This is a genomic window from Micromonospora sp. NPDC020750 (assembly GCF_044334565.1).
GTDB lineage: Bacteria > Actinomycetota > Actinomycetes > Mycobacteriales > Micromonosporaceae > Micromonospora.
The window spans coordinates 701,948-725,788 of sequence record NZ_JBIRTH010000001.1 but is presented as its reverse complement, the minus strand read 5'-3'; the positions used below and the strand labels follow the sequence as shown (position 1 = coordinate 725,788).

Here is a 23,841-nt window from a genome sequence, read left to right as displayed (position 1 = left end):
CGGGCCAGCGGGGGAACGGCCGGTCGGGGTCAGGCGTCGAGGGAGATGATTCCGTAGTCGTAGGCGTGCCTGCGGTAGACGACGCTGGGGCGGCCGGACTCCTTGTCGTGGAACAGGTAGAAGTCGTGCCCGACCAGTTCCATCTGGAACAGCGCGTCGTCGACGGTCATCGGCTCGGCGGGGTGCACCTTCGCCCGGGCGATGTGCCAGGGCTGGTCGTCGTGCTCCTCCTCGACCCGTTCCGCCACGGCGGTGGCCGTTCGCGAGCCGTCCAGGGCCGCGACGGGGGACCCGAGATCCGCCACCGGCAGGTCGGCGGTGGCCGCCGCGACGGAGATCGGGGCGTGCCGGCCCCGGTGGACCCGGCGGCGGTCCGCCGCCCGGCGCAGCCGGTTGTCCAGCTTCGCTATCGCGGCGTCGAGCGCGCTGTAGAAATCGTCGGTGCAGGCCTCGGCCCGAATCACCGGACCACGGGAAACGCACGTTATCTCGACCCGTTGGCAATGGTCGGACTGGCGTGGATTGCGCTCGTGGAACAACTCGACGTCAACACGAATAAGTTTGTGATCGTAACGTTCGATCTTCGCGAGCTTCTCGGCTACGTGCACCCGGTAATGATCCGGAACCTCGACGTTGCGGCCCTTGACCACGATGTCCACGTGACCTCCCTTGTTCGGACGGCCTTCGATTCGGAAATCCCGGCCGGCTCGCCCTCTGGGAAGCCCGTGCGGCGTCGACCGGGTCAGTGCGGCTCCGCCTCCTCTCACCGCCGGGGGCGGGTGGGAATGCCTTCCTACCCCCGACACGAAAACGCTAACCCTTGTTCGTCCGCGAGTCACCCCCCGCCGCGCAAAGGCTCAGAACTTTCACAGGATGAACACGGTCGGGTGAAACACAAACACGAAAGGTCATCAATGACGCCGTTTCTCGGTCGCGGCGAGCACCGCGGCGACCTGCGGTGACAGGCCGGTCGCGCTGAGCGCCCGGCCGGCGGCGGCCAGGGTGACCCCGGTGGTGACGATGTCGTCGAGCAGCACGACCACCGGCGTCGGCACGCCGACGCGGGGCCGGGGCGGCCCCGCCCCGGGGCGGGGCCGGAACGCCGACTCCACCGCCCGGGCACGGCCGGCGCGGTCCAGGGTGGTCGAGTCCGGCCGGGGCAGCGCCCGCAGCGGCCGGACCACCCGCACCGGCCACCCGGCCCGGCGCAGCCGGACCGCCGCGTGCCGGGCCAGCCGGTCCAGGTGGTCGCCGTACCGGGCGCGGGCCGCCGCCGCCGTGTCCGGCACCGGGGCCAGCAGCACCGGCCTCGTCCCGCCCACCGCGTCGGCCACCACCTCCGCGAGCAGCCCACCCAGCGGCCGGGCCAGCCCGTGCCGGCCCCGCTCCTTGTACGCCAGCAGCGCCTCCCGCAGCGGCCCGGCGTACGGGCCGAGAGCGACGCACGGCGGCAGGCCGGCCGGGGCGGGGGTCGGACGTACGGGGCGAGGGCTCAGCGCCTCCAGCGCCGCCACGCAGCCGGGGCAGAACCCGCGCCGGACGGTCGCCGTGCGGTCCCGGCAGCCGGCGCACTCCACCGGCAGCACCAGGTCGGTGAGGTCCGCCCAGAGCCCGCCGACGCCGCGCACCGCGCCCGCTCAGTAGAGGAAGAACGGGGCGGTCGGGTTGCCGGCCCGTACCCCGGCCGGCGGCGGGGTCACCTCCAACACCTGGTCCCGCTTGATGGTGTCGAACGGGTTGTTCCGGTACGCCACCCCGTTCGCCTCGTACATCAGGTTCCCGCTGGAGAACGGCACCACCGGGTTGAGCGGGTACGTCGACAGGTGGGTCACCCGGGCACCGAGGTCGTTGCGCAGCGCCGTCTCCAGGGCGCCATCCACGCTGATCTGGTAGACCGCCGGCCGCCCCACCGACCCGGCCAGGTCCAGGCTGTTCTCCGTCGCCCAGTCGACCGCGGAGAGGTCGGTCAGCGAGGTGACCAGCCGGCGGGCCGGGCCCACGGAGACCACACCGCCGTTCAGGTTGACCGCCGCGACGTACAGATCGCCTCCGACGATCGCCGCAATCCGGTGCCCGTCCAGCGAGGCGGCCACCGCCGTCACCTCGCCCTCGACGGTCAGCGGCAGCTCCCGGAGCTGGGCGTTCCCGTCGAACCGGTAGAGCCGGCCGTCGGCCACCACCAGCCCCTGCGGGCGTTCCGGGTCGGGCGAGCGCAGCCAGACCGGCCGCCCCATCGAGGCGTACGACCGGGGGCTGCGCTGGAAGACGCTGACCGGCGCCGCGCCGGCGCCGACCGTGAGCCGCTGTCGCTGGTCCGGCCCGGCCGTCACCAGGGCGGCCAGCACAGTGTCGTCGGAGCGGCTGAACCCGGCCGACACGACACCCTTGTTGTACGCCGCCACGATCGGCACCCGGCCGCTCGCCTCGCCGGCGAAGGCGAGCGGGTGGACCGCCCCGTCGTAGACGCAGAACCGCTGCGGGTCGCCGGTGACCGGGTACGCCGGATTCGCCCGGCGGTGCGCGGCGAGGTCGGGCACCTTCTTCCGGGACTGGTTGTGGATCTTCAGCTCCAGTTGGCCGTCCAGCTCCGGCAGCGACCAGGCGAGCTGGTCGACGAACTGCTCGACCCGCTTGTCGTCCGCGTCGACGGGCATGTCGAGGTTGACCTCCCACTGCCCGTCCGACTCGGTCGCGTTGTTGATCAGGCGGGTGCCGTCCGGCAGCCGGCGCGTCCCCGACCCCAGCCACTCCGACGGCCCGGCCGTCAGCCACTTCACCACCTCGGTGACCCGCCGCTCGTCGGGCACGGCCAGGGGCAGGTAGCGCTGGTCGGGCACCAGCCGGGTGCGGTCGGTGTTCCAGAAGTAGACGGTGTGGGTCTGGTAGTACTGCCGCAGCGCGTCGTCGCTGAGCAGCAGCACGTTCGGCGGCGGGTCCTTGACGTACCAGCCGGCGTCCGGCTTGTCCTCCTGGGCGGCGCTCAGCTTGAACCCGTACTCGGTGTCGGTGGCCACCGGCGGCACCAGCGTTCCGTCGGCGCGCAACAGACCGATCTGCTGCACCCGGAGGGTGACCTTGATGCCGTCCGTGTTCTCGGTGATCACCGGCGTCTCGCGCAGTCGCACCACGGTGAGAGCCACCTCGCTGGGCTGCTTCTCCTGGATCCGGCTGCGCCCGTCCGGGGCGACGAACTGCTTGACCCGGTAGTAGGCCCGGTCCGCCTCACCGGCGGCGGCGGAGAGAAAGTTCGTGACGAAGGCCTTGCGGTCGGTCCCGCTGGCGGCGGGGCCCGGTGGCTCGTCCCGGCGGTAGCTCGACGAGCCGGACCTGGCGGCGGTCACCTGCCCGTCGACCCTGACCTCGGACTCCTTGGGGATGCCGCAGCCGGTGATCCCGGTGAGCAGGAGCAGCCCGGCGAGGGGCGCGACGAGCCGGCGGCGCGGCGTCACGACCCCACCTCCGCGCGGTCGCCGGTCGCCGGGGCGGGCCCGATGGCCAGCGCGCCCCCGGTTCCGGAGCCGATGGCGAGCAGCCCGCCGTCCCGGGGGCCGCCGAACGGCAGGGCCGCGTCGCCGGGGACCAGCCTCAGCGGGGACGTGGTCAGCCGGTCGCCGGCCCGGGCCGGCAGGGTGAGTCGGAACTGGGCGCCCTGTCCCGGCGCGCCCCACGCCTCCAACCAGCCGCCGTGCAGCCGGGCGTCCTCCAGGCTGATGGACAGGCCGAGACCGGTGCCCCCGGTCTGCCGGGCCCGGGACGGGTCGGCCCGCCAGAACCGGTTGAAGACCAGCTTCTCCTCCCCCGGCTTGAGCCCCACCCCGTGGTCCCGGACGGTGATCGCGACCGCCGTCTGGTCGTGCCCGAGGGTGATCAGGACGGGCTTGGCCTCGCCGTGCTCGACGGCGTTGCCGACCAGGTTGCGCAGCACCCGCTCGACCCGGCGCGGGTCCACCTCGGCGATCACCGGGGCGTCGGGCACGTCCAGCTCGATGGCCACCCCGACCCGCTCGGCCAGCCCGGCCAGCCGGTCGGCGACCCGGTGCACCACCGGCACCAGGTCGGTCGGCTCGGAGTCCAGCATGGCGAACCCGGCGTCGAAGCGGCTGATCTCCAGCAGGTCGGTGAGCAGTTCCTCGAACCGGTCCAGCTCGGCCTGCAGCAGCTCGGCGCTGCGAGCCACCGCCGGGTCGAACTCGTCCCGCTCGGCGAAGATCAGGTCGGCGGCCATCCGGACCGTGGTCAGCGGGGTACGCAGCTCGTGGGAGACGTCGGAGGTGAAGCGGCGCTGCAACCGGGACATCTCCTCCAGCCGGAGAATCTGCCGTTGCAGGTTGGTGGCCATCTGGTTGAACGACGCGGCCAGCAGTGCCAGGTCGTCCTCCCCGTTGACCACCATCCGCTGGTCGAGCAGGCCGGCGGAGAGCCGCTGGGCCGTCCGGGCGGCCACCCGCACAGGCGTCACCACCAGCCGGGTGACCAGGGCGGCGAGCAGGCCGAGCAGGAGTACCAGCGCCGCCCCGGTGGCCACCACGGTGGCCCGGGCGTCCGCCGCCGTGGCGTCCTGGCGGGTCAGCGGCACCAGGTAGTACAGCTCCACCTGGCCGAAGCGGGTCGGCACCGGCGAGCCGTACACCAGGTATTTCGTGGAGTCGTCGGCCAGCCGGCCGGTGCGGATCTGGCTGGCGATGTTGCCCCCGGCGACCGTGGCCCGCAGCTCGCGGCTGATCAGCGGACCGACCTCCACGTCCGGGGAGAAGCGCGGCTCGATGATGCCGGTGTAGTCGTCGGCGATGATCCCGACCACCACCCCGCTGGTCTGCTGCGGGTCCCCGCCGGCCAGGTAGTTGACCGTGCCGTCGATGGTGTCCTGGAGCTGGGCCTCCTGCGCCTGGCTGTAGAGGCTGAACTGCTTGGCCGCGTAGGCGCTGCCGCTGCTGAGCCGGAGCCGGACGTCGGTCTCGGCGTTCTCCACCAGAATGTTGGTGATCTTGTCGGCGATCAGGTACGCGAACCCGCCGACGAGCAGGCTGGAGGTGACCAGCGTGATGGTCACCACCCGGACCTGCAACGAGCGGCGCCAGGTCTGTCGCACGCCGGCCACCAGCCGGGCCGCCCTCCCGGCCAGCACACGCCACAGCTCCCGCACGGCGGGTGGCCGGCGGGTGACCGCGGGTGAGGGACCGGACGTCGGGGAGGTGGTCACAGTGCGACCCAGGTTATCCGGTGCCGGCCTTGTAGCCCACGCCCCGGACGGTGAGGATGATTTCCGGTCGCTCCGGGTCCGGCTCGATCTTGGCCCGCAACCGCTGCACGTGCACGTTGACCAGCCGGGTGTCGGCGGCGTGCCGGTATCCCCAGACCTGTTCCAGCAGCACCTCCCGGGTGAACACCTGACGCGGCTTGCGGGCGAGCGCGACCAGTAGGTCGAACTCCAGCGGCGTCAGCTTCACCTCCTCGCCGTTGCGGCTGACGGTGTGCGCCGGCACATCGATGCTGATCTGGTTGCCGGGCGGCCCGATGGTCAGCATCTCCGGTGCCACGTCCTCGCCCCGGCGCAGCCGGGCCCGCATCCGGGCCACCAACTCCTTGGGCTTGAACGGCTTGACCACGTAGTCGTCGGCTCCGGACTCCAGCCCGAGCACCACGTCGACGGTGTCGCTCTTCGCCGTGAGCATCACAATGGGCACGCCGGACTCGCCGCGGATCGCCCGGGCCACGTCGATACCGCTCATTCCGGGCAGCATCAGGTCGAGCAGGACGATATCGGGCCGACTCTCCCGGAACGCGGCCAGCGCCCGTTCCCCGTCGGCGACGAACGAGGGCAGGAAGCCCTCGCTGCGCAGGACGATGCCGAGCATCTCGGCGAGCGCGGGGTCGTCGTCGACCACCAGTACCCGGGCTCTCATGGGATTTATACTTCCATCCCCGTTCGTCTCGGTGGGACCGGCGTCACCCTGACGGCGTCGGCGGTTCGCCGGAAGCGGCGTACCCGGCACGGTACTGCCGGTTGGCCGTCCACCGCACGTCCAGCGCGCGGGGTCGTGTCACCATGACCGGTGCGGGTGCCGCCGAGCCCCGGCCATCGCCAGCCGTCCCCGGGGAGTACGCGTGCCAGATGCCGGCCCGACCGCCGTGCTCCCGCGCCGGCCACTGACCGTCGGTGAGCTGCTCGACTCCGCCGTCCTGCTGCTGCGCGGGCACGCCCGGGTGCTGATCCCGGCCGCGCTCGTCCTCGCCACCGCCGAGCAGTTCCTGCTGCACCCGCTGCGGGTCGCCGCCGGCGCCCAGCCGCCCGGCTTCACGTTCCATCTCGGCCAGCTCGCCCCGTACTGGGGGCTGCTCGCGGTGGGGGCGGCCACCGAGGCGGTGATCGTCCTGCTGCTCGGCAACCCGGCCGCCCGGGCCGCCGGGGCGGCGTTGCTGGGTCGTACCGCCGGCCCGGGCGAGCTGGTCCGGCCCGCCGGGGCCCGGCCGGGGGCGACCGCGCTGCTGGCCGCGGGGGTCGGCGCGGTCATGCTCGTGGCGGCCCTGCTCGGGCCGGGCTGGGTGGTCGCCTGGGCGCTGCTGGGCTCGGTCGCGTCGGCGCTGGTCGTGGACCGGGTCGCCGCCGCCCGGGCGCCGCTGCGCGCCGCCGCCCTCGCGCTGCGCACCGGCTGCCGGGCCGCCGCCGTCCGCCTCCTCGGCTACTTGGCCTGGTGGATCGTCCGGGTCGGGTTGGGCGTGGGCGTCTTCTACGGGCTGCGCGCGCTGGGCCTCGCGGCCCTCACCGACCCGGCCTGGGCCGTGCCGGTCTCCGGCGCGATCTGGGCCGGCGTGAACGGCGTCGCCTACCCGGCGCTGGCCTGCCTCGACGCGGTCCTGCACCTGGAGGGCCGGATGCGCACCGAGGGGCTGGACATCCGGCTCTCCCGGGCCCCGGCGGGACTCGGCGAGCCGGCGCTGCTGGCGGCCGACCGGTGAGCCTCAGCCGGTGGTGGACCGAGACCACGGCCGCGCTGGGCGACCACCTGCCGCTGCCGCTGGCCGCGCTGCTCCTGCTGCTGGCAGCCGGGCTGGTCGCGCTCGGCTGGTACCACTACCCGGCCTGGGTGCCCCGCCGGCTGCCCCGGCTCCGGCTGGCCCGGCGGCCCCGGCTCCGGCGGCACCGGGGCACCGGCCCGGCCACCGCCGGGACGGCGGCGCCCGCGCCGGACGCCGCCCCGCCGGACGGGGCCGGCCTCCTGGCCGACCGGCTGGCGGCGCAGGGCCGCTACGCCGAGGCGGTCCGGGAGCGGCTACGCGGCATGCTCGGCGAACTGGCGGCCCGGCGGGTGGTGGAGCAGCGCCCGGGAATGACGGTCGCGGAGCTGACCACGGCCGCCACGGCATGTCGCCCCCCGGTCGGCCCGCCGCTCGCCGCCGCCGCCGGAATCTTCTCCGACCTCTGGTACGCCCAGCGCCCGGCCGCCGCCGAGCACGACCACCGGATGCGGGAGCTGGCCGTCGAACTGCACCTGGTCCTCACGGCCCCGGCCCCGCAGGGCGGTGAGCGGGCGTGACCGCCGTGCCGCACCACACCGGGCCCGCCGCACCGGCACCCGCCCCGCGCCGCCGGCGTCGGCGTCGGCACCGGCTGGCGATCCCGCTGGGGCTGGCCGGGCTGCTGATCACGATCACCGTGGTCACCCACGCCGTGGACCAGCCCGACCCCACCGAGCCGGGATTCCTCTCCCCGGTCGCCACCGACGCGGACGGCGGCAGCCGGCTCGCCGACGCGCTGCACGACCGGGGCGTCGTCGTGCAGCGGGAGACCGACCCGCTGCGGGCGATGCTGGCCACCGCCGGCCGGGCGACGCTCTTCGTGCCCGCGCCGGGACTGCTGCACCCGGACACCCTCGGCGCGCTGCGCGACCTGCCCGGCCGGACCCGACTCGTGCTGGTCGACCCGCCCCGGCAGGTGCTGGAGGCCGCCGGCCTGCCCCTGGTCCCCGCCGGCCGGCGGTGGGCCACCCGGGCGGTCGGCCCGGACGCCGACGGGCGGCCCTGCGCGCTGCCCGAGGCGGCCCGCGCCGGGGTTGCCGCCGCCGAGCGGCAGCGCTACGCAGTCCCGCCCGGCCGGTCCGGGGCGGCCGTGGACCGTTGCTACGCCGCCGGGCTGGCCCGGGTACCCGGGTCGACCGAGACAGTGGTGATCGGGGCCAGCGACCCGTTCCGCAACGACCGGATCGACGAGCGGGGCAACCGGGAGTTGGCCACCGGCCTGCTCGGCACGACCGGCCGGGTGGTCTGGCTCGACCTGGACGGCCCCGCCCCGCCCCCACCGGGGCCCGGCGGCGACGGGCCGAGCTGGCCGGCCGATCGCGAGGGCCCCGGCGGCGGGACCGGCGACGACGGGCCGCCCGGCGGCGACGACGGACCGGGCGCGTCCGGCGAGGACCGGGGCGACGAGGGCTCCGCCGCCGACGGCCAGCCCCCGCCCAACCCACTCTGGACGGCCTTCCCCGCCTGGTTCTGGGCCCTACTGACGCAGCTCGCCCTGGCCGCGCTGCTGCTGGTGCTCTGGCGGGCCCGCCGGCTCGGCCCGCCGGTGGCCGAACCGCTGCCGGTGGCCGTCCGCTCGGCCGAGACGGTGCTCGGCCGGGCCCGGCTCTACCAACGGGCCCGCGCCCGGGGCCCGGCCGCCGACACGCTGCGCTCCGCCGCCCTGGCCCGGCTGCTGCCCCGGCTCAACCTGCCCGCCGACCCGCCCCCCGACTCGGTGGCCGCCGCCGTCGCCGCGCGGGCCGGCGGCACCGCCGCGCAGGCCCACGACCTGCTGTACGGCGACGAGCCGACCACCGACCGCGAGCTGCTGGACCTGGCCCGCTCGCTGGACCTGCTGACCCGTACCGTCGCGGGGACGCCCGAGGCGGCCCGGGCGGACGCCGGCCCGCGTCCACCGGACCCACCCCGCCCCGACCCACCCCGCCCCGAGCCACCGGCCGCCGCCGACCCACCGGCCGACCCGCCCGGCCCCGACCGGCCGACGGCCGTCCCCCGCCCCCGTTCCGCCCCGCCGAAGGAGGACCCCCGGTGACCCGACCCGCCGGAACCGCCGAGCCGCCGACCGCCAGCCCGGACGACGCCCGCGCCGCCCTGCACCGGCTACGCGCCGAGGTGGCCAAGGCGGTCGTCGGGCAGGACGGGGTGGTCACCGGCCTGGTGCTCGCCCTGCTCTGCCGGGGGCACGTGCTGCTGGAGGGGGTGCCCGGGGTGGCCAAGACGCTGCTGGTCCGGACCATCGCCGCCGCCCTCGACCTGACCAGCAAGCGGGTGCAGTTCACCCCGGACCTGATGCCCGGCGACGTCACCGGGTCGCTGATCTTCGACCCGCGCACCGCCGCGTTCACCTTCCGCGAGGGGCCGGTCTTCACCAACCTGCTGCTCGCCGACGAGATCAACCGGACCCCGCCGAAGACCCAGTCCGCGCTGCTGGAGGTGATGGAGGAGCGGCAGGTGTCGGTGGAGGGCGAGCGCCGGCCGCTGCCGGAGCCGTTCATCGTGGCCGCCACCCAGAACCCCATCGAGTACGAGGGCACCTACCCGCTGCCGGAGGCGCAGCTCGACCGGTTCCTGCTCAAGCTCACCGTGCCGCTACCCAGCCGGGACGAGGAGCTGGGGGTGCTCCGGGCGCACCACGCCGGGTTCGACCCGCGCGACCTGGCCGCGGCCGGCGTACGGCCGGTGGCCACCGCCGACGACCTGGCCGCCGCCCGGGCGGCGGTCGGCCGGGTGTACGTGGCCGAGCCGGTGCTCGGCTACGTCGTGGACCTGTGCCGGGGCACCCGGGCCGTGCCCGCGCTGGAACTGGGCGCCTCCCCCCGGGGCGCGACCGGCCTGCTCGCCACCGCGAAGGCGTGGGCCTGGCTGGCCGGCCGGGACCACGTCACCCCCGATGACGTGAAGGCCGTCGCCCGCCCCACCCTGCGGCACCGGCTGCGGCTGCGCCCCGAGGTGGAGTTGGAGGGCGTCGGGGTGGACGCGGTGCTGGACACGGTGCTGGCCACCGTGCCGACGCCGCGATGACCTGGCGGGCGGCGGCGCTGCTGGGGGCGGGTGCCGCCACCCTGCCGCTGTGGCCGGCGCCGTTCGTCGGGGTGGCCCTGATGACCGTGGCCGTGCTGGCGCTGACCGCCGTCGACTGGGCGCTGGCCGCGCCGCCGACCGGGATCGCGGCCGACCGGGAGGGGGACCGGCGGGTCCGCCTGGGCGGCACCGCGACCGTCACCCTGCGGCTGACCAACGTCTCGGCCCGTACGCTGCGCGCCCGGGTCCGGGACGAGTGGGTGCCGTCGGCCGGAGCGCGGCCGGACGTGCCGCCGGAGCAGGTCGTCCGGCTGGACCCGGGGGCGGGCGTCGACCTGCCGACCCGGCTCACCCCGGCACGGCGCGGCGACCGGCCGGCGGTCGCGCTGACCGTCCGCTCGTACGGGCCGCTGCGGCTGGCGTTCCGGCAGCGCGCCGGCCGTCCCGCCACCCCGGCGTGGACGCTGCGGGTGCTGCCCCGCTTCGACTCCCGCCGGCACCTGCCGGAGAAGCTGGCCCGGCTGCGGGTGATCGACGGCACCCAGGTGACCCGGGGCCGGGGCGAGGGCACCGAGTTCGACACGCTGCGCGAGTACGTCGTCGGCGACGACGTCCGCTCGATCGACTGGCGGGCCAGCGCCCGCCGTTCCGACGTGCTGGTGCGTACCTGGCGCCCGGAGCGGGACCGGCGGCTGGTCTGCGTCCTCGACACCGGGCGGACCTCGGCGGCGCGGATCGGCGACGAGCCCCGGCTGGACACCTTCCTCGACGCCGCGCTGCTGCTCACCGCGCTGGCCGCCCGCGCCGGCGACCGGGTCGACCTGATCGCCGCCGACGCCGTGGTCCGGACCGTGGTGACCGGCGCGGGCCGGCCGGCGCTGCTGGCCCGGCTGGTGGACGCGGTCGCCCCGCTCCAGCCGGCGCTGGTGGAGACCGACTTCGCGCTGATCGCCGGCGAGGTGCTGCGCCGGGAGCGGCAACGCAGCCTGGTGGTGCTGTTCACCGCGCTGGAGGCCGGGGCGCTCGGTGAGGGGCTGCTGCCGGTGCTGCCCCGGCTGGCCGCCCGGCACCGGGTGATCGTCGCCGCGACCCACGACCCCGTGCTCACCGCGCTGACCACCGCCGCACCGGGCCGGCCCGCCGACGCGTACGCCGCCGCGGCGGCCTGGCGCGCCCTGGCCGAGCGGGACCGCCTCCGCGCCGCCCTGACCCGGTACGGCGTCACGGTGCTGGACGCCCCGGCGGACCGGCTGGCCCCGGAGGTCGCCGACACCTATCTCCGCCTCAAGTCCCTCGGCCGGCTCTGAGCCCCGGGGCGTCGACCGTGGACCCGGCGGTGGCACCCGCCCGGACGCCGCTCCCACCGACCGCCCGGCGGCCGAGCACGACGACGTACGCGAGGAAGGCGAGCCAGACCACCGCGCCGACGCCGATGCGGAGCGCGGCCGGCAGTGGGGCCGGGGTGACGAACGCCTCCAGGCCGGCGGAGACCGCGAACACGCCGACCAGGCCCACCGCGGCCAGCACGGCGGAGCGGCCGGCCTCGGCCACCGCCCGGCCCCGGGTGAGCCGGGGCGGCGGCGCGATCCACGCCCACGCCGTGCGCAGCCCGACCCCGGCGGCCACGAAGACCCCGGTGAGCTCCAGCAGGCCGTGCGGGGTGATCATGCCGAAGAACACGTCGGCCCGGCCGTAGGAGACCATCACCCCGCCGACCACCCCGATGTTGAGCGCGTTCTGCCAGAGCAGCCAGAGCACCGGCACGACCAGCATCCCGGAGGCGAGGCACTGGGCGGCCAGCCAGGCGTTGTGCGTCCACAGGTGGAAGGCGAAGGTCGGCGCGGAGAACTCGGTGTAGTAGCCGGCGAACCCGGACCGGACCAGCTCGGCGGCGGCCTCCTCGCCGACGAACGCGGCGGCGGTGTCCGGATGCCCGGCGACGTACCAGATGAGAAAGCCGCTGAGCAGGCTGAAACCGGTCGCCACCGCGCACCACCACGGCCAGGCCCGGTAGACCGCCCCGGGGAAGCCGACCACCAGGAACCGCCCGACGGCGGCCCACGACGGGCGGGGCCGGCCGGTGATCCGGCCCCGGGCCCGCAGCACGAGCTGGGAGAGCTCGGCGACGAGCCCGGGCTCGGGCGAGCGGCTGCGCAGCACGGACAGGTGGGTGGCGGCCCGCTGGTAGAGCGCGACCAGCTCGTCGGCCTCGGCGGCGGAGAGTCGACGGCGGCCCGACAGCTCCTCCAGCCGGCGCCACCCGCCCCGGTGCTCGGCGACGTACGCGTCGAGATCCACTGGTCCTCCCCCGTCCGGCGACCATAGTGTTCACTGTGCTGGTGAACGCGCAACCACCGGCACCGGTCGCCGGCGCGTCCGGCGGGGACGCCGGGCTGGTCAGCGGCGAGGCCGTGGCGCTGGACGTCCGGGCCGCCCGAATCGGTTCCCGGGTGCTGGCGCTGCTGCTCGACCTGGTGGCGCAGGCGGTGATCGCGGTGGTCCTGGTGGTCTGCCTGTCGGCGGCGGTGGCCGTGTTACCCGCCGGGCTCGCGGACGCGGCGCTCGGCAGCGCGCTGCAGACCGTCGGGGCGATCCTGGTCCTGGTCGGCTACCCGACGCTGTGGGAGCGGTTCGCCGGGGGCCGCACGCCCGGCAAGCTGGTGGTCGGGCTGCGGGTGGTCCGGGTCGACGGCGGGCCGGTGGGGCTGCGGCAGTCGCTGACCCGGGCCCTGGTCGGAGTGGCCGTGGAGTGGCCCGGCCTGGTGCTGCCCCTGCTGAGCTGGGTGGCGAGCGTGGCGGTGATGCTCACCGACCGGCGGGGCCGGCGGCTCGGCGACCTGGTGGCCGGCACGATGGTGGTGCACACCCGCGTCGCCACCGCCTGGCGGCCCGCCCCGCTGCTGGCCCCGGCGCTGGCCGGTTGGGCGTACGCGCTGGACCTCACCCGCCTCGACGACGACCTCGCGCTGGCCGTCCGGCAGTACGTCACCCGGGCGCACCGGTTCGCCGAGCCGGCCCGGTCCCGGCTGGCCGGGGCGCTCTGGGCGGAGGTGGCAGCCGTGACGACACCGCCACCGCCGGCCGGCCTACCGGAGGGGATGTGCCTGGCCACCGTGCTGGCCGAACGGCACCGCCGGGCGACCCACCGGCTGCACCGGGCCCGGACCCACACCGCGATGCTGTGGCCGGAGCTGACCCCGGCACCGGCCGGGGGTGGGCCGCGGGCCGCCGGGACCGGCGACTGACCCGCCGGTACGCGGGCCGGGCGGCACGCCCACGCAGGCCGGGCGGCACGCCCACGCAGGCCGGGCGGCACGCCCACGCAGGCCGGGGTCCGACGCCGCGCCGACGTCGGCAGGGCCCGGCCGGGCGGCTCAGCCGAAGAGCGTCCGGCCCCAGTGGTCGCCGCCGTCGCGCACCCCGGGCGGGCAGGCGAAGACGCCGCTGGAGACGTGCCGCAGGTACTCGTTCATCGCGTCGTTTCGGGCCAGCCGGGTCTGGATCGGCACGAACTGCTTGCGCGGGTCCCGCTGGTAGGCGATGAAGAACAGCCCGGCGTCGAGGCGGCCCAGCCCGTCCGAGCCGTCCACGAAGTTGTAGCCCCGGCGCAGCAGGCGCGCGCCGTCGTGCTGGCTCGGGTGGGCGAGCCGGACGTGCGCGGTCTCGGCGATCAACGGCTGACCGTCGTCGCCCTTCGCGGCGAGGTCGGGTTCGTCGAACTCGTCGCCCCGGCCCAGCGGGGCGCCGCTGCCCTTGGTCCGCCCGACGATCTGCTCCTGCTCGACCAGGGAGCTGCGGTCCCAGGTCTCGACCAGCATCCGGATCTTGCGGGTGACCAGGTAGGACCCGCCGGTCATCCAGTCCGGCCCGTCGCCCGGCTGGGCCCAGAGCTGCTCGCGCAGCAGCCCGGCGTCCTCGGCCTTGAGGTTGGCGGTGCCGTCCTTGAAGCCGAACAGGTTGCGCGGGGTGGCCTGCCCCCGGGAGGTCGACGAGGTGCGCCCGAAGCCGAGCTGCGACCAACGGACGCTCACCACGCCCATGCCGATCCGGGCCAGGTTCCGGATGGCGTGCACCGCCACCTGGGGGTCGTTGGCGCAGGCCTGGACGCAGAGGTCCCCGCCGGACAGCTCCGGGCGCAACGCGTCCCCGGCGAAGTGCGGCAGGTCGGCCAGCGCGGCGGGTCGGCGGCCGGCGAGGCCGAACCGGTCCTTCCCCTGGGCGTCGCGGAACAGCGTCGGGCCGAAGCCGATGGTGAGGGTGAGCTGCGACGGGGGCAGCCCGAGGGCCTCGCCGGTGTCGTCCGGCGGGGCCTCGGGGACGCCGCCGACCGCGCCGATCACCCCGGCGTCCCGCCCGGCGGTCATCCGGGCGGCTGCGGCCGTCCACTCCTGGAGCAGGTCGACGAGCCGGGCCCGGTCCTTCGTGACGACGTCGAACGCGACGAAGTGCAGCCGGTCCTGGGCCGGAGTGGTGATGCCGGCCTGGTGCTCGCCGTGGAACGGCACCGGGCCGGCCGCCGCGCCCTGGTCGGCGGCGGCGCGTTCGCCCCCGCCCCGGGCCAGCGCGCCGGCCCCGACGGCGACGCCGGCCACCCCGGCGACCCCCGCGCCGGCGAGTGTGATCGCCCTCCGCCGGGATACCTGGTTCCCGCTCATGCCGTCACCCTTCCCTGTTCGTCGGTGCGCCCACCGGGGCGGTCGGTCACCGGGCGACGACCGCCGCCACCTTGCTGATCGGCTCGGCCAGCGCGTTGATGCTGTCCGAGAGTTCCTTCAGGTCGGCCTTGCTCAGCGCGGTGTGCAGCTTCCAGCCGTCGCCGTCGCGGTGCTTGCCGAGCGCGGTCTCCACGTTGGCGAACTCCTTGTCGAGCTGGGCGACCAGCTCCGGGGAGCGCTGCTCCAGGGCCGGGCGGAGCGAGGCGATCGCAGCCTTCGAGCCCTCCAGGTTGGCGTTGAAGTCCCAGAGGTCGGTGTGCGAGTAGCGCTCCTCCTCGCCGGTGATCTTGCCGCTGGCGACCTCGTCGAGCAGCGCCTTCGCGCCGTTGGCGAGCTGGAGCGGGGTGAGCTTCTCGGCATTGGCCTTGGCCACGATCGCCTTGACGTCGACCAGGAGCTGGTCGGCGATCGGGCCGTCCTTGCTGATGTCGCCGGACGTCCAGAGGTCCTTCTCGATCCGGTGGAAGCCGGTGAACTCCATGCCCTCCTCGATGACCTCCTCGCGGCCGTCGATCTTCGGGTCGAGGTCGCCGAAGCTCTCCGCCACCGGCTCGATCCGCTCCCAGTAGGTCCGGGCCACCGGGTACAGCGCCTTGGCCTTCGCCACGTCGCCGGCCTTGACCGCGGCCACGAACTCCTCGGTCTTGGTCAGCAGGGCGGCGGTCTGGCTGTTGACGTAGCGCTGGTAACTCGCGGTGGCCTCGGCCAGCGCGGCGTCGGGGGCGACGGTCGCGGCGGTGCCGCTGACCTTCAGCGCCCCCCGGATGCCCTTGCCGATCATCCCGGGCTTGCAGGCCGTCTCGTACGTCCCGGCGGGCAGCTCCACGCGCAGCTCGCGGCTGAGCCCGGGGGCGATGTTCTCCACCTCGCCCATCACCCGGTCCCCGGCCGCGTAGACGTAGAACTCGGTGACCTTGGCACCGGAGTTGGTGACCTTGAAGGAGGTCTGGCCGGCGGGCAGGTCGGTCCGGCCGACCTCGCACGCGGTGTCGGTCGCCTTGACGGTGACCGGGCCCCCGTCGCCGGCTGCGCCGTCCTTCTCCGCTCCGCCGCAGGCGGCGACGCCGGTGGTGGCCAGCACGCCGGTGGCGGCCAGAGCCAGGAAGCGGGTGGTACGCATCAGGAGTTTCCCCTCGTGAGGTCAGGCGCGCGGCGACGCGGTCGCCGGTCCGGTTCCGCTGGTGGTGGAAGAGTCGGTGCCGGGGGCCGCCGGGCCGGACGGTTCGGCGGCGGTGTTCGTGGCGGGCCGGGCCGGGGCGGCTGGCCGGCGCAGGAAGAGCAGCAGCACCGGCAGGGCGTACGCGACCCAGGCGACCATCTCCAGCACGCTCGGCGCGGGGGTGACGTTGAACATCCCGGCGAGCAGGGCGGCGTACCAGGTGCTCGGGTCGAGCACTCCGGTGATGTCGAAGGCCAGGTCGTTCAGGCCGGGCAGCACGCCGGCCTCCTGGAAGTCGTGCACGCCGTACTTGAGGATGCCGGCGGCGACCAGGATCAGCAGGGCGCCGGTCCAGGTGAAGAACGTGGACAGGTTGATCTTCAGGGCACTGAAGTAGAGGCCCACGCCGATGGCCACGGCGCTGGCGATACCGCCGATCAGGGCCAGCAGCGGCCCGCTGTCCCCGGCCGCGCCCTGGGCGGCGGAGTAGAAGATGAGGGCGGTCTCCAAGCCCTCCCGGATCACCGCGAGGAAGGCCATCCCGGCCACCGCGACGGAGCCGACCGCGAGCGCCTCGCTCAGTCTGCCGCGCAGCTCACCGGCCATTGTCCGGGCGGCCCGGCGCATCCAGAAGATCATCCAGGTGACGAAGACGACGGCCGCGACCGAGGTGACCGCCTCGAACAGTTCCCGATCCTCGGAGCGGGCCAGCAGCGAGGTCGAGGTGTACTCGATCAGCCAGCCGAAAAGCACCGACAGGACCACCGCGAGGCCGACGCCCGCCCACACCTGGGGAAGCCGGTCCCGGCGCTGCGACTTCACGAGGAAGGCGACCAGGATGCTGACCACGAGGGTCGCTTCCAGGCCCTCCCGCAGGCCGATCAGGTAGGTGGCGAACATCGGCACTCCATGATCCGTCAGCATGCCTCAGCTAACTTAGGGCAGCCATACCTTCCTCCCGTTCCGTGACCTCGTCAAGTTGTTCAGGGCGAACTCACCCGGCCACACGGCGGCCCGGTACACGAAAGGACCGGGCCCGCCGCAGCGCGGCCGACCCGGTCCCTGTCGTGCGGATCAGTAGCGGTAGTGCTCCGGCTTGAACGGGCCCTCCTGCGAGACGCCCAGGTAGGCGGCCTGCTCCTTGGTCAGCGTGCTCAGCTTCGCGCCGAGCGCGCCCAGGTGCAGCCGGGCCACCTTCTCGTCCAGGTGCTTCGGCAGCACGTAGACGCCGATCGGGTAGTCCTCGGGCTTGGTGAACAACTCGATCTGCGCGATCGTCTGGTTCGCGAACGAGTTCGACATCACGAAGCTCGGGTGCCCGGTCGCGTTGCCCAGGTTCAGCAGCCGACCCTCGGACAGCACGATGATCGAGTGCCCGTCGGCGAACTTCCACAGATCGACCTGCGGCTTGATGTTCACCCGCTCGACATCGGAACGCTTGGCCAGGCCAGCCATGTCGATCTCGTTGTCGAAGTGACCGATGTTACCCACGATGGCCTGGTGCTTCATCCGCGCCATGTGCTCGTTGGTGATCACGTCGAAGCAGCCGGTAGCCGTGACGAAGATGTCCGCCTGCCCGACCACGTCGTCCAGAGTCGCCACCTGGTAGCCGTCCATCGCCGCCTGAAGGGCGCAGATCGGATCGACCTCGGTCACCACGACCCGGGCGCCCTGGCCACGCAACGACTCGGCGCAGCCCTTGCCCACGTCGCCGTAGCCGAGCACGACGGCCATCTTGCCGCCGATCAGCACATCGGTGGCCCGGTTGATGCCGTCGATCAGCGAGTGGCGGCAGCCGTACTTGTTGTCGAACTTGCTCTTCGTCACCGAGTCGTTCACGTTGATCGCCGGGAAGAGCAGGGTGCCGTTGCGGTGCATCTCGTAGAGCCGGTGCACGCCGGTCGTGGTCTCCTCGGTCACGCCCTTGATGCCGGCGGCGATCCGCGTCCACCGCTGCCCGTCCTCGCCGAGGGAACGGTGCAGCACCTCAAGGATGACCGCGTACTCCTCGGAGTCGGCGGACTCGACCGACGGAACAGCCCCGGCCTTCTCGAACTCGACACCCTTGTGCACGAGCAGGGTGGCGTCGCCGCCGTCGTCGAGGATCATGTTCGGACCCTGACCGTCCGGCCAGGCCAGCACCTGCTCGGTGCACCACCAGTACTCCTGAAGACTCTCGCCCTTCCAGGCGTACACCGGCACGCCAGCCGGCGCCTCGGGCGTGCCGTCCGCGCCGACGACGATCGCGGCGGCGGCATGGTCCTGGGTGGAGAAGATGTTGCACGACGCCCAACGAACCTCAGCACCGAGCGCCACCAGGGTCTCGATCAACACAGCCGTCTGAATGGTCATGTGCAGCGACCCGGTGATCCGCGCCCCCGCGAGGGGCTGCGCCTGCGCGAACTCACGACGGATCGCCATCAGGCCCGGCATCTCGTGCTCGGCGAGCTGGATCTCCTTGCGCCCGAACTCGGCGAGCGACAGATCGGCTACCTTGAAGTCGCCCTCGGCGAGGGTGCTCGGCCGGGCCTCGGACGGCGTGCCACTGGGGACGGCCGGGAGGGTGCTGGTCATAGAAGCTCCTGTCGAAGAACGAAGTGCTGCGCGACCCTTCACTTTACGCGCGAAGGCGGACAGCGCGCGGGGCGGTCGGTCGTGAACGGACTTTCCCGCCCACTGTCCGGCCGCCCCGCGCATCCCCCCGGTTTGGTTCCCCGCGCGCCCTCGGACCTTCGTCACGTTAACGCTGCGTACTCATAGAGTCACACTAGGCCAGGGCTACGTCAAGCCATTCCGGAAATTTCGGATATGTGTCGGCCGCGTGGGTCGGCCTTCCCTCCACGGGGGGTGACGGTCAGTCGAGCCCCGGGGTGGCCACGTACGCCTCGCCCTCGCCATCGAGGACGAGCGGACCGGCGTCGGCCGGGCCGATCGCGGACTGCCCCGGCACAAGGGCGACAACGCCCCGACCGTCGTCGGCCGAGAGCCTCCCGGCCCGGCAGAGCACCACGCGAGGCCCCGGCGCCGTGAGCCGGACCGGCAGCGCGCCGGCGTCCAGCCGCACCCGGTGCAGCGCGAAATCGTCGACGGGCACCGGCCAGCGGACCACCCCGGCGGACACCGGCTCCGGGGCCACCACCGGGTCGTCGAGCACCTCGAAGCGGAGCACCCGCAGCAGCTCGTCGACGTCCACCCGCTTCGGGGTCAGCCCGCCGCGCAGAACGTTGTCGCTGGCCGCCATGATCTCCACGCCCGTGCCCCGCAGGTAGGCGTGCAGGTTGCCGGCCGGCATCCAGATCGCCTCCCCGGGGGCGAGCCGGAGGTGGTTGAGCAGCAGCGCCACCAGCACCCCCGGGTCGCCCGGGTAGTGGCCGGCCAACGCTCGGGCGAGCGCCACGTCCGGCCCCGCGGCCCGCGCCGCCAGCACGTCCGCCACCAGCCCGGCCCGCTCCGCCGCCGGCCAGCTCAGCAGCAGCCGTACGGCCTCCCGCAGCCCCGCCGGGCCGCCGCGCAGCGCCGACACCACCGGCTCCAGCGCCGGTACGCCGAACGCGGCCAGCGCCTCGGCCGACTCCACCGGGTCGCGGAACCCGCAGAGCGCCTCGAACGGCGAGAGCGCGACCAGCAACTCCGGCTTGTGGTGCGGGTCGGCGTAGTTGCGCTCCCCCGCCGGGCGCGCCGCGTCGGCCGCGTACCCGGCACGGGCCTGCTCCGGGTCCGGGTGGGCCTGGAGGCTCAGCGGGGCGTCCGCGGCGAGCACCTTGAGCAGGAACGGCAGCCGGGGGCCGAACCGCTCGACCACCCGGTCGCCGAGCCAGCGCCCCGGCTCGGCGGCCAGCAGGTCGACCAGGCTCACCGCCGCACCACCGCGCCGCACCGTGGCCGGCGCACCCGGGTGGGCACCCAGCCACAGCTCGGCCTCCGGCCCCGCGCTGGGCACCGGGCGCCCCTGCAACTCGGCGATCGCCGAACGGGAGCCCCAGGCGTAGTCCCGGATCGGCCCGTGCAGCGGTTCCACCTCAGCTCCCGGTGCGGGTCTCGTCGGTGGCGGTCTCCGTCGCGTGCGGCGCCGCGGCGGCCGGCACGTCCGGGGCGGCCGTGGGTGCCGCGGTGCCGGTGCCGGCCCGCTCTGCCGCGACGGACCAGATGTCCGGCTCCAGATAGATCACCCGGGCGACCGGGACGGCCGCGCGGATCCGCGTCTCGACGGCGTTGATCCCCCGCGCCAACTCCTCGGCGCTCTCGCACGCCGGGACCGCGATTTTCGCGGCCACCAGCAGCTCCTCCGGGCCCAGGTAGAGCGTCTTCATGTGGATGATCCGCTCGACCTCCGGGCCGGCGGTGACGGCCCGCTCGATCGCGGCCACGTCCTTCGGCTCGGCGCCCTCACCGAGCAGCAGGCTCTTCGTCTCGATAGCCAGGACGATCGCGATGAGCACCAGCAGGACGCCGATCATGGCGGTGCCGGCCGCGTCCCACATGCCGTTGCCGGTGATCAGCGTCATCCCCACGCCGAACAGCGCGAAGACCAGACCGACCAGCGCGCCGAAGTCCTCCAGCAGCACCACCGGCAGCTCCGGGGCCTTGGACCGGCGGATGAAGTGCACCCAGGACTGGTTGCCCCGGATGTGGTTGGACTCCTTGATCGCCGTACGGAAGGAGAAGCTCTCCATCACGATGGCCGCGACCAGCACGACGACCGGCACCCAGTGCCAGCTCTCGATACCGTGCGGTTCGGCCGCCTTGTGCCACGCCTCGTACAGCGCGAACAGGCCGCCGACGCTGAACAGCACGATCGACACGATGAACGCGTAGATGTAGCGCTCCCGGCCGTACCCGAAGGGGTGTTCGGGGGTTGCGGCGCGCTTGGCCCGCCGGCCGCCGAGCAGCAGCAGGCCCTGGTTGCCGGAGTCGGCCACCGAGTGGATCGACTCGGCCAGCATCGACGAGGAGCCGGTCAACAGGAACGCGATGAACTTCGTGATCGCGATGCCCACGTTCGCGAACAGCGCCGCGACGATCGCCTTGGTACCACCGTCGGCGCTCATGCCGGTCCCCGTTCGATGCCGCACGTGCTCACTGGTTTGCCAGCTCCTTCATTTCTGTGATGGCCGGAACCGCCATCGGGTCCAGTCCGTGTGCCAGGGCCAGGTAGACCGAGGCGAAGTCCGGCACCGCCACCAGCGAGGCGAGCCGCTCCAGCGCGGAGCCGCCCTCGGCGGTCACCACGTCGCAGCGCACCCCGCGCCGCTCGGCGAGGGTCTGCACGGCGTCGGCCCGACGCTCCTCGACCGCCAGCGGCTCGTCGGCGTCGTCCTCGGCGTTGAGGCCGCCGTCGCGCAGCAGCACCAGCCGCAGCCGGGTGCCCGCCGCCTCGGTCTCCTCCTGATCGGCGAAGATGTCCCGCATTCCCTCGGCGAGGCCGCCGAACACGCCGTCGAGCAGGCCGACGCGCCCCCGGCCGGCCTCGCCGAGCGCCCCGCTGACCACGGGATAGCGGGCGTTGGCCGACAGGGTGTCGCCGAACCGGCGGGCCGCCACGGTGGCCAGCGGCGACGAGCCCCAGACGATGGGGATCGACCCGGCCAGCCCGAGTGCCAGCGACTTCGCGGGGTTGACGAACGATTCGGCCGTGGCACGGCACCGGTCGGCGTCCGCGTCGAGCCGCGCCGCCGTCTCGGCCAGATCCGCCTCGTTGACCTTCACGAGCCCGAGCGTACGGGCGGCGAGCAGAACCGGCACGGTGAGCGCCCACAGGCTGGCCCGGGCCGGGGCGCGGCGGGGCACCGGGATGAACGGCGCGCGGGCCCGCTCGGCCGCCGCCTGCAACTGCGAGTCGGGGGCGCCGACGGCGACCAGCCGGGCGCCCCGGCGGTGCGCGGCCTCCGCAGCGCCGAGCGCCTCGGGACTGCGGCCGGAGGCGCTGACCGCGATCACCACGTCGGCGGCGCCCACCCAACCGGGCACGCCGGCGCTGCGGTGCGGGATGACCGGGACCGGGCAGCGCGGCCCGGCGACCGTGGCCAGCACGTCCCCGGTGCGCCCGGCCGTGCCGATGCCGGCGATGACGACCGCCCGGGGGCGGCCGTCGTCGGCGAGCGCGGTCAGGTTCGTCTCGGCGGTCAGGGCAGCGGACTCCCGGACCTGCGCCCCGGCGGAGGCGGTGAACCGGAGCATGCCGCCCGGGTCGCGCTCCGCGAGGGCGTCCGGGTCGTCCAGCAGGGACTCGTCGGCGTCGCGGCGGCCGCTGACTCCGGCCGTTCCCTCCATCACGGCTGCTGCGCGGGTCCGCCGCGCGCCTCGTCGAGCAGCAGCACCGGCACGTCGTCGCGTACCTCGAAGATCCGACCGCACTCGGTGCAGGTCAGTGTCTGCGCCCCGGCGTCGTAGTCCAGCGGGGCGTGGTGTGTGTCCGGACAGGCGAGGATCTCGAGCAACTGCGGGTCCAGGGCCATGGTGCGGCTCCTTCCACGGTGCGGGGGCGGCGGTCGACGGTGCCGACCGGCGCAGGCGATCTTATCGGCGAACCCGGTCGAGCACCTCGTCGCGGAGCGAGATCATCCGCTCCTCGGTCGGCGCCTCGACGTTCAGCCGCAGCAGCGGCTCGGTGTTGCTGGCACGCAGGTTGAACCAGGCGCCGTCGGGGAAGCTCAGGGTGAGCCCGTCCAGCTCGTCGGCGCTCGCCCCCGGGTACGCGGCGCGCACCTCGGCCACCCTCGCCGACTGGTCGGCCACCGTAGAGTTGATCTCGCCGGACGCGACGTACCGCTCGTACTCCCGGGCCAGCTCGGACAGCGGCAGGTCCTGCTCGCCCAGCGCGGCGAGGGCGTGCATCGCGGCCAGCATGCCGGTGTCGGCGAACCAGAAGTCCCGGAAGTAGTAGTGGGCGGAGTGCTCGCCACCGAAGACGGCGTTGGTGCGGGCCATCTCGGCCTTGATGAAGGAGTGCCCGACCCGGGCCACCACCGGCTTGCCGCCGTGCTCGGCGATGATCTCCGGCACGGCCCGGGAGGTGATCGGGTTGTGGATCACCGTGGACCCGGGATGCCGGGCCAACTCGCGGACCGCCACGAGGGCGGTGATCGCCGACGGGGAGACCGGCTCGCCGCGCTCGTCGATGACGAAGCAGCGGTCGGCGTCGCCGTCGAAGGCCAGCCCCAGGTCGGCGCCGTGCTCGCGGACGGCCCGCTGGAGGTCGACCAGGTTCGCCGGGTCCAGCGGGTTGGCCTCGTGGTTGGGGAACGTGCCGTCCAGCTCGAAGTAGAGCGGCACGATCTCCAGCGGCAGCGCCGGCAGCACGGCGTCGCCGAGCACGCTGGGCACCGTCCAACCGCCCATCCCGTTGCCGGCGTCGACCACGACCTTCAGCGGCCGGATGCCGGAGAGGTCTACCAGCCCGCGCAGGTAGGCGGCGTACTCCGGGCGCAGGTCGCGCCGCTCGGTCGGCCGGGTCGAAGCCTCGGCCGGGGGCGCGGCACCGGAGTCGAGCAGCGCCTGCGCCCGGTCCCGGATCTCGGCCAGGCCGCTGTCCTGCCCGATCGGGCGGGCGGCCGAGCGGCACAACTTGATGCCGTTGTACTTGGCCGGGTTGTGGCTGGCCGTGAACATGGCACCGGGCAGGCCGAGGATGCCGGAGGCGTAGTAGAGCATGTCGGTGGAGGCGAGCCCCAGCTCGATCACCGACCGCCCCTGCGCCCGGACGCCGGCGGCGAACGCCTCGGCCAGGGCCGGGCCGCTGGCCCGCATGTCGTGCGCGATCACCACCGCGTCGCCGGGCTCGTCGGCGGCGGCGAGCACCTGACCGAAGGCGACGCCGAGCGCCTCGGCCGCCCGCTCGTCCCACTCGTCCGGCACCGTGCCCCGGACGTCGTACGCCTTCACGATCCGGGACAGATCAGACACGGGTTCCGCTCCTTGGCCGCAGGT

At 74.5% G+C, this 23,841-nt stretch carries 21 protein-coding genes; 6 read left to right on the top strand and 15 right to left on the bottom strand.

Features of this window, described 5'->3' with window-relative positions; genetic code table 11:
• Nucleotides 1–29: 29 nt before the first annotated feature.
• The 5 genes from hpf to mtrA all read right to left on the bottom strand — a co-directional run bounded on the left by hpf (nt 30) and on the right by mtrA (nt 5,903).
• Complete coding sequence (hpf, locus tag ACH4T9_RS03325) at nt 30–659, bottom strand: ribosome hibernation-promoting factor, HPF/YfiA family (RefSeq protein WP_396669562.1); 630 nt, start codon at nt 657–659, stop codon at nt 30–32.
• Between the two features lie 252 nt (nt 660–911).
• Nucleotides 912–1,628, bottom strand: a complete 717-nt coding sequence (locus ACH4T9_RS03320; protein ID WP_396669561.1) for a ComF family protein — start codon at nt 1,626–1,628, stop codon at nt 912–914.
• 9 nt (nt 1,629–1,637) lie between these two features.
• The gene (locus ACH4T9_RS03315; protein WP_396669560.1) at nt 1,638–3,449 is read right to left on the bottom strand and encodes an LpqB family beta-propeller domain-containing protein; all 1,812 of its coding nucleotides are present in this window, start codon (nt 3,447–3,449) and stop codon (nt 1,638–1,640) included.
• The gene (gene mtrB / locus ACH4T9_RS03310; RefSeq protein WP_396669895.1) at nt 3,446–5,122 is read right to left on the bottom strand and encodes an MtrAB system histidine kinase MtrB; all 1,677 of its coding nucleotides are present in this window, start codon (nt 5,120–5,122) and stop codon (nt 3,446–3,448) included. The genes ACH4T9_RS03315 and mtrB overlap by 4 nt, the downstream gene beginning before the upstream one ends.
• Nucleotides 5,123–5,213: 91 nt before the next feature.
• Nucleotides 5,214–5,903: an MtrAB system response regulator MtrA gene (gene mtrA, locus ACH4T9_RS03305; protein ID WP_350886704.1), complete on the bottom strand. Its 690-nt coding sequence runs from the start codon at nt 5,901–5,903 to the stop codon at nt 5,214–5,216.
• Between the two features lie 202 nt (nt 5,904–6,105).
• Between mtrA and ACH4T9_RS03300 the strand changes: the two genes are divergently transcribed.
• Genes ACH4T9_RS03300 through ACH4T9_RS03280 form a run of 5 tightly spaced genes read left to right on the top strand, consistent with a single transcriptional unit; the run spans nt 6,106 to nt 11,348 of the window.
• Nucleotides 6,106–6,957, top strand: coding sequence for a hypothetical protein (locus ACH4T9_RS03300; protein WP_396669559.1), 852 nt, complete (start codon nt 6,106–6,108; stop codon nt 6,955–6,957).
• Entirely contained in the window at nt 6,954–7,535 is a 582-nt protein-coding gene (locus ACH4T9_RS03295) for a DUF4129 domain-containing protein (protein WP_396669558.1), read from the top strand. The genes ACH4T9_RS03300 and ACH4T9_RS03295 overlap by 4 nt, the downstream gene beginning before the upstream one ends.
• Nucleotides 7,532–9,052 (top strand): DUF4350 domain-containing protein, encoded by a 1,521-nt coding sequence (locus ACH4T9_RS03290; protein WP_396669557.1) that lies wholly within the window; start codon nt 7,532–7,534, stop codon nt 9,050–9,052. The genes ACH4T9_RS03295 and ACH4T9_RS03290 overlap by 4 nt, the downstream gene beginning before the upstream one ends.
• A complete protein-coding gene (locus ACH4T9_RS03285; protein ID WP_396669556.1) occupies nt 9,049–10,041 on the top strand; it encodes an AAA family ATPase in 993 nt (330 codons plus the stop codon). Before ACH4T9_RS03290 ends, ACH4T9_RS03285 begins: the two co-directional genes overlap by 4 nt.
• Entirely contained in the window at nt 10,038–11,348 is a 1,311-nt protein-coding gene (locus tag ACH4T9_RS03280) for a DUF58 domain-containing protein (RefSeq protein ID WP_396669555.1), read from the top strand. The genes ACH4T9_RS03285 and ACH4T9_RS03280 overlap by 4 nt, the downstream gene beginning before the upstream one ends.
• Here the strand turns inward: ACH4T9_RS03280 and ACH4T9_RS03275 are convergent.
• Nucleotides 11,326–12,339, bottom strand: a complete 1,014-nt coding sequence (locus tag ACH4T9_RS03275; protein WP_396669554.1) for a stage II sporulation protein M — start codon at nt 12,337–12,339, stop codon at nt 11,326–11,328. The two genes, ACH4T9_RS03280 and ACH4T9_RS03275, sit on opposite strands and share 23 nt — an antisense overlap.
• Before the next feature lie 41 nt (nt 12,340–12,380).
• Between ACH4T9_RS03275 and ACH4T9_RS03270 the strand changes: the two genes are divergently transcribed.
• The gene (locus ACH4T9_RS03270; protein ID WP_396669553.1) at nt 12,381–13,286 is read left to right on the top strand and encodes an RDD family protein; all 906 of its coding nucleotides are present in this window, start codon (nt 12,381–12,383) and stop codon (nt 13,284–13,286) included.
• 129 nt (nt 13,287–13,415) lie between these two features.
• Here ACH4T9_RS03270 and efeB read toward each other — a convergent pair whose 3' ends face one another.
• From efeB to ACH4T9_RS03225, 9 genes are all read right to left on the bottom strand, one after another.
• Complete coding sequence (gene efeB, locus ACH4T9_RS03265; protein WP_396669552.1) at nt 13,416–14,696, bottom strand: iron uptake transporter deferrochelatase/peroxidase subunit; 1,281 nt, start codon at nt 14,694–14,696, stop codon at nt 13,416–13,418.
• 46 nt (nt 14,697–14,742) lie between these two features.
• Entirely contained in the window at nt 14,743–15,876 is a 1,134-nt protein-coding gene (gene efeO, locus ACH4T9_RS03260) for an iron uptake system protein EfeO (protein ID WP_396669551.1), read from the bottom strand.
• A gap of 21 nt (nt 15,877–15,897) precedes the next feature.
• Nucleotides 15,898–16,815 (bottom strand): iron uptake transporter permease EfeU, encoded by a 918-nt coding sequence (gene efeU / locus ACH4T9_RS03255; RefSeq protein WP_396669550.1) that lies wholly within the window; start codon nt 16,813–16,815, stop codon nt 15,898–15,900.
• A 174-nt stretch (nt 16,816–16,989) separates the two neighbouring features.
• Nucleotides 16,990–18,489, bottom strand: a complete 1,500-nt coding sequence (gene ahcY / locus ACH4T9_RS03250; protein WP_396669549.1) for an adenosylhomocysteinase — start codon at nt 18,487–18,489, stop codon at nt 16,990–16,992.
• A gap of 280 nt (nt 18,490–18,769) precedes the next feature.
• The gene (gene manA, locus ACH4T9_RS03245) at nt 18,770–19,933 is read right to left on the bottom strand and encodes a mannose-6-phosphate isomerase, class I (protein ID WP_396669548.1); all 1,164 of its coding nucleotides are present in this window, start codon (nt 19,931–19,933) and stop codon (nt 18,770–18,772) included.
• A 1-nt stretch (nt 19,934) separates the two neighbouring features.
• Nucleotides 19,935–20,963 carry a cation diffusion facilitator family transporter gene (locus tag ACH4T9_RS03240; RefSeq protein WP_396669547.1) on the bottom strand — a complete coding sequence of 343 codons (1,029 nt, stop codon included), beginning with the start codon at nt 20,961–20,963 and terminating at the stop codon, nt 19,935–19,937.
• Nucleotides 20,964–20,991: 28 nt separating this feature from the next.
• The gene (locus ACH4T9_RS03235; RefSeq protein WP_396669545.1) at nt 20,992–22,188 is read right to left on the bottom strand and encodes an SIS domain-containing protein; all 1,197 of its coding nucleotides are present in this window, start codon (nt 22,186–22,188) and stop codon (nt 20,992–20,994) included.
• Nucleotides 22,185–22,370 carry a Trm112 family protein gene (locus ACH4T9_RS03230; protein WP_117665810.1) on the bottom strand — a complete coding sequence of 62 codons (186 nt, stop codon included), beginning with the start codon at nt 22,368–22,370 and terminating at the stop codon, nt 22,185–22,187. Before ACH4T9_RS03230 ends, ACH4T9_RS03235 begins: the two co-directional genes overlap by 4 nt.
• Before the next feature lie 61 nt (nt 22,371–22,431).
• Nucleotides 22,432–23,817 carry a phosphomannomutase/phosphoglucomutase gene (locus ACH4T9_RS03225; protein ID WP_396669544.1) on the bottom strand — a complete coding sequence of 462 codons (1,386 nt, stop codon included), beginning with the start codon at nt 23,815–23,817 and terminating at the stop codon, nt 22,432–22,434.
• Nucleotides 23,818–23,841: the final 24 nt, after the last annotated feature.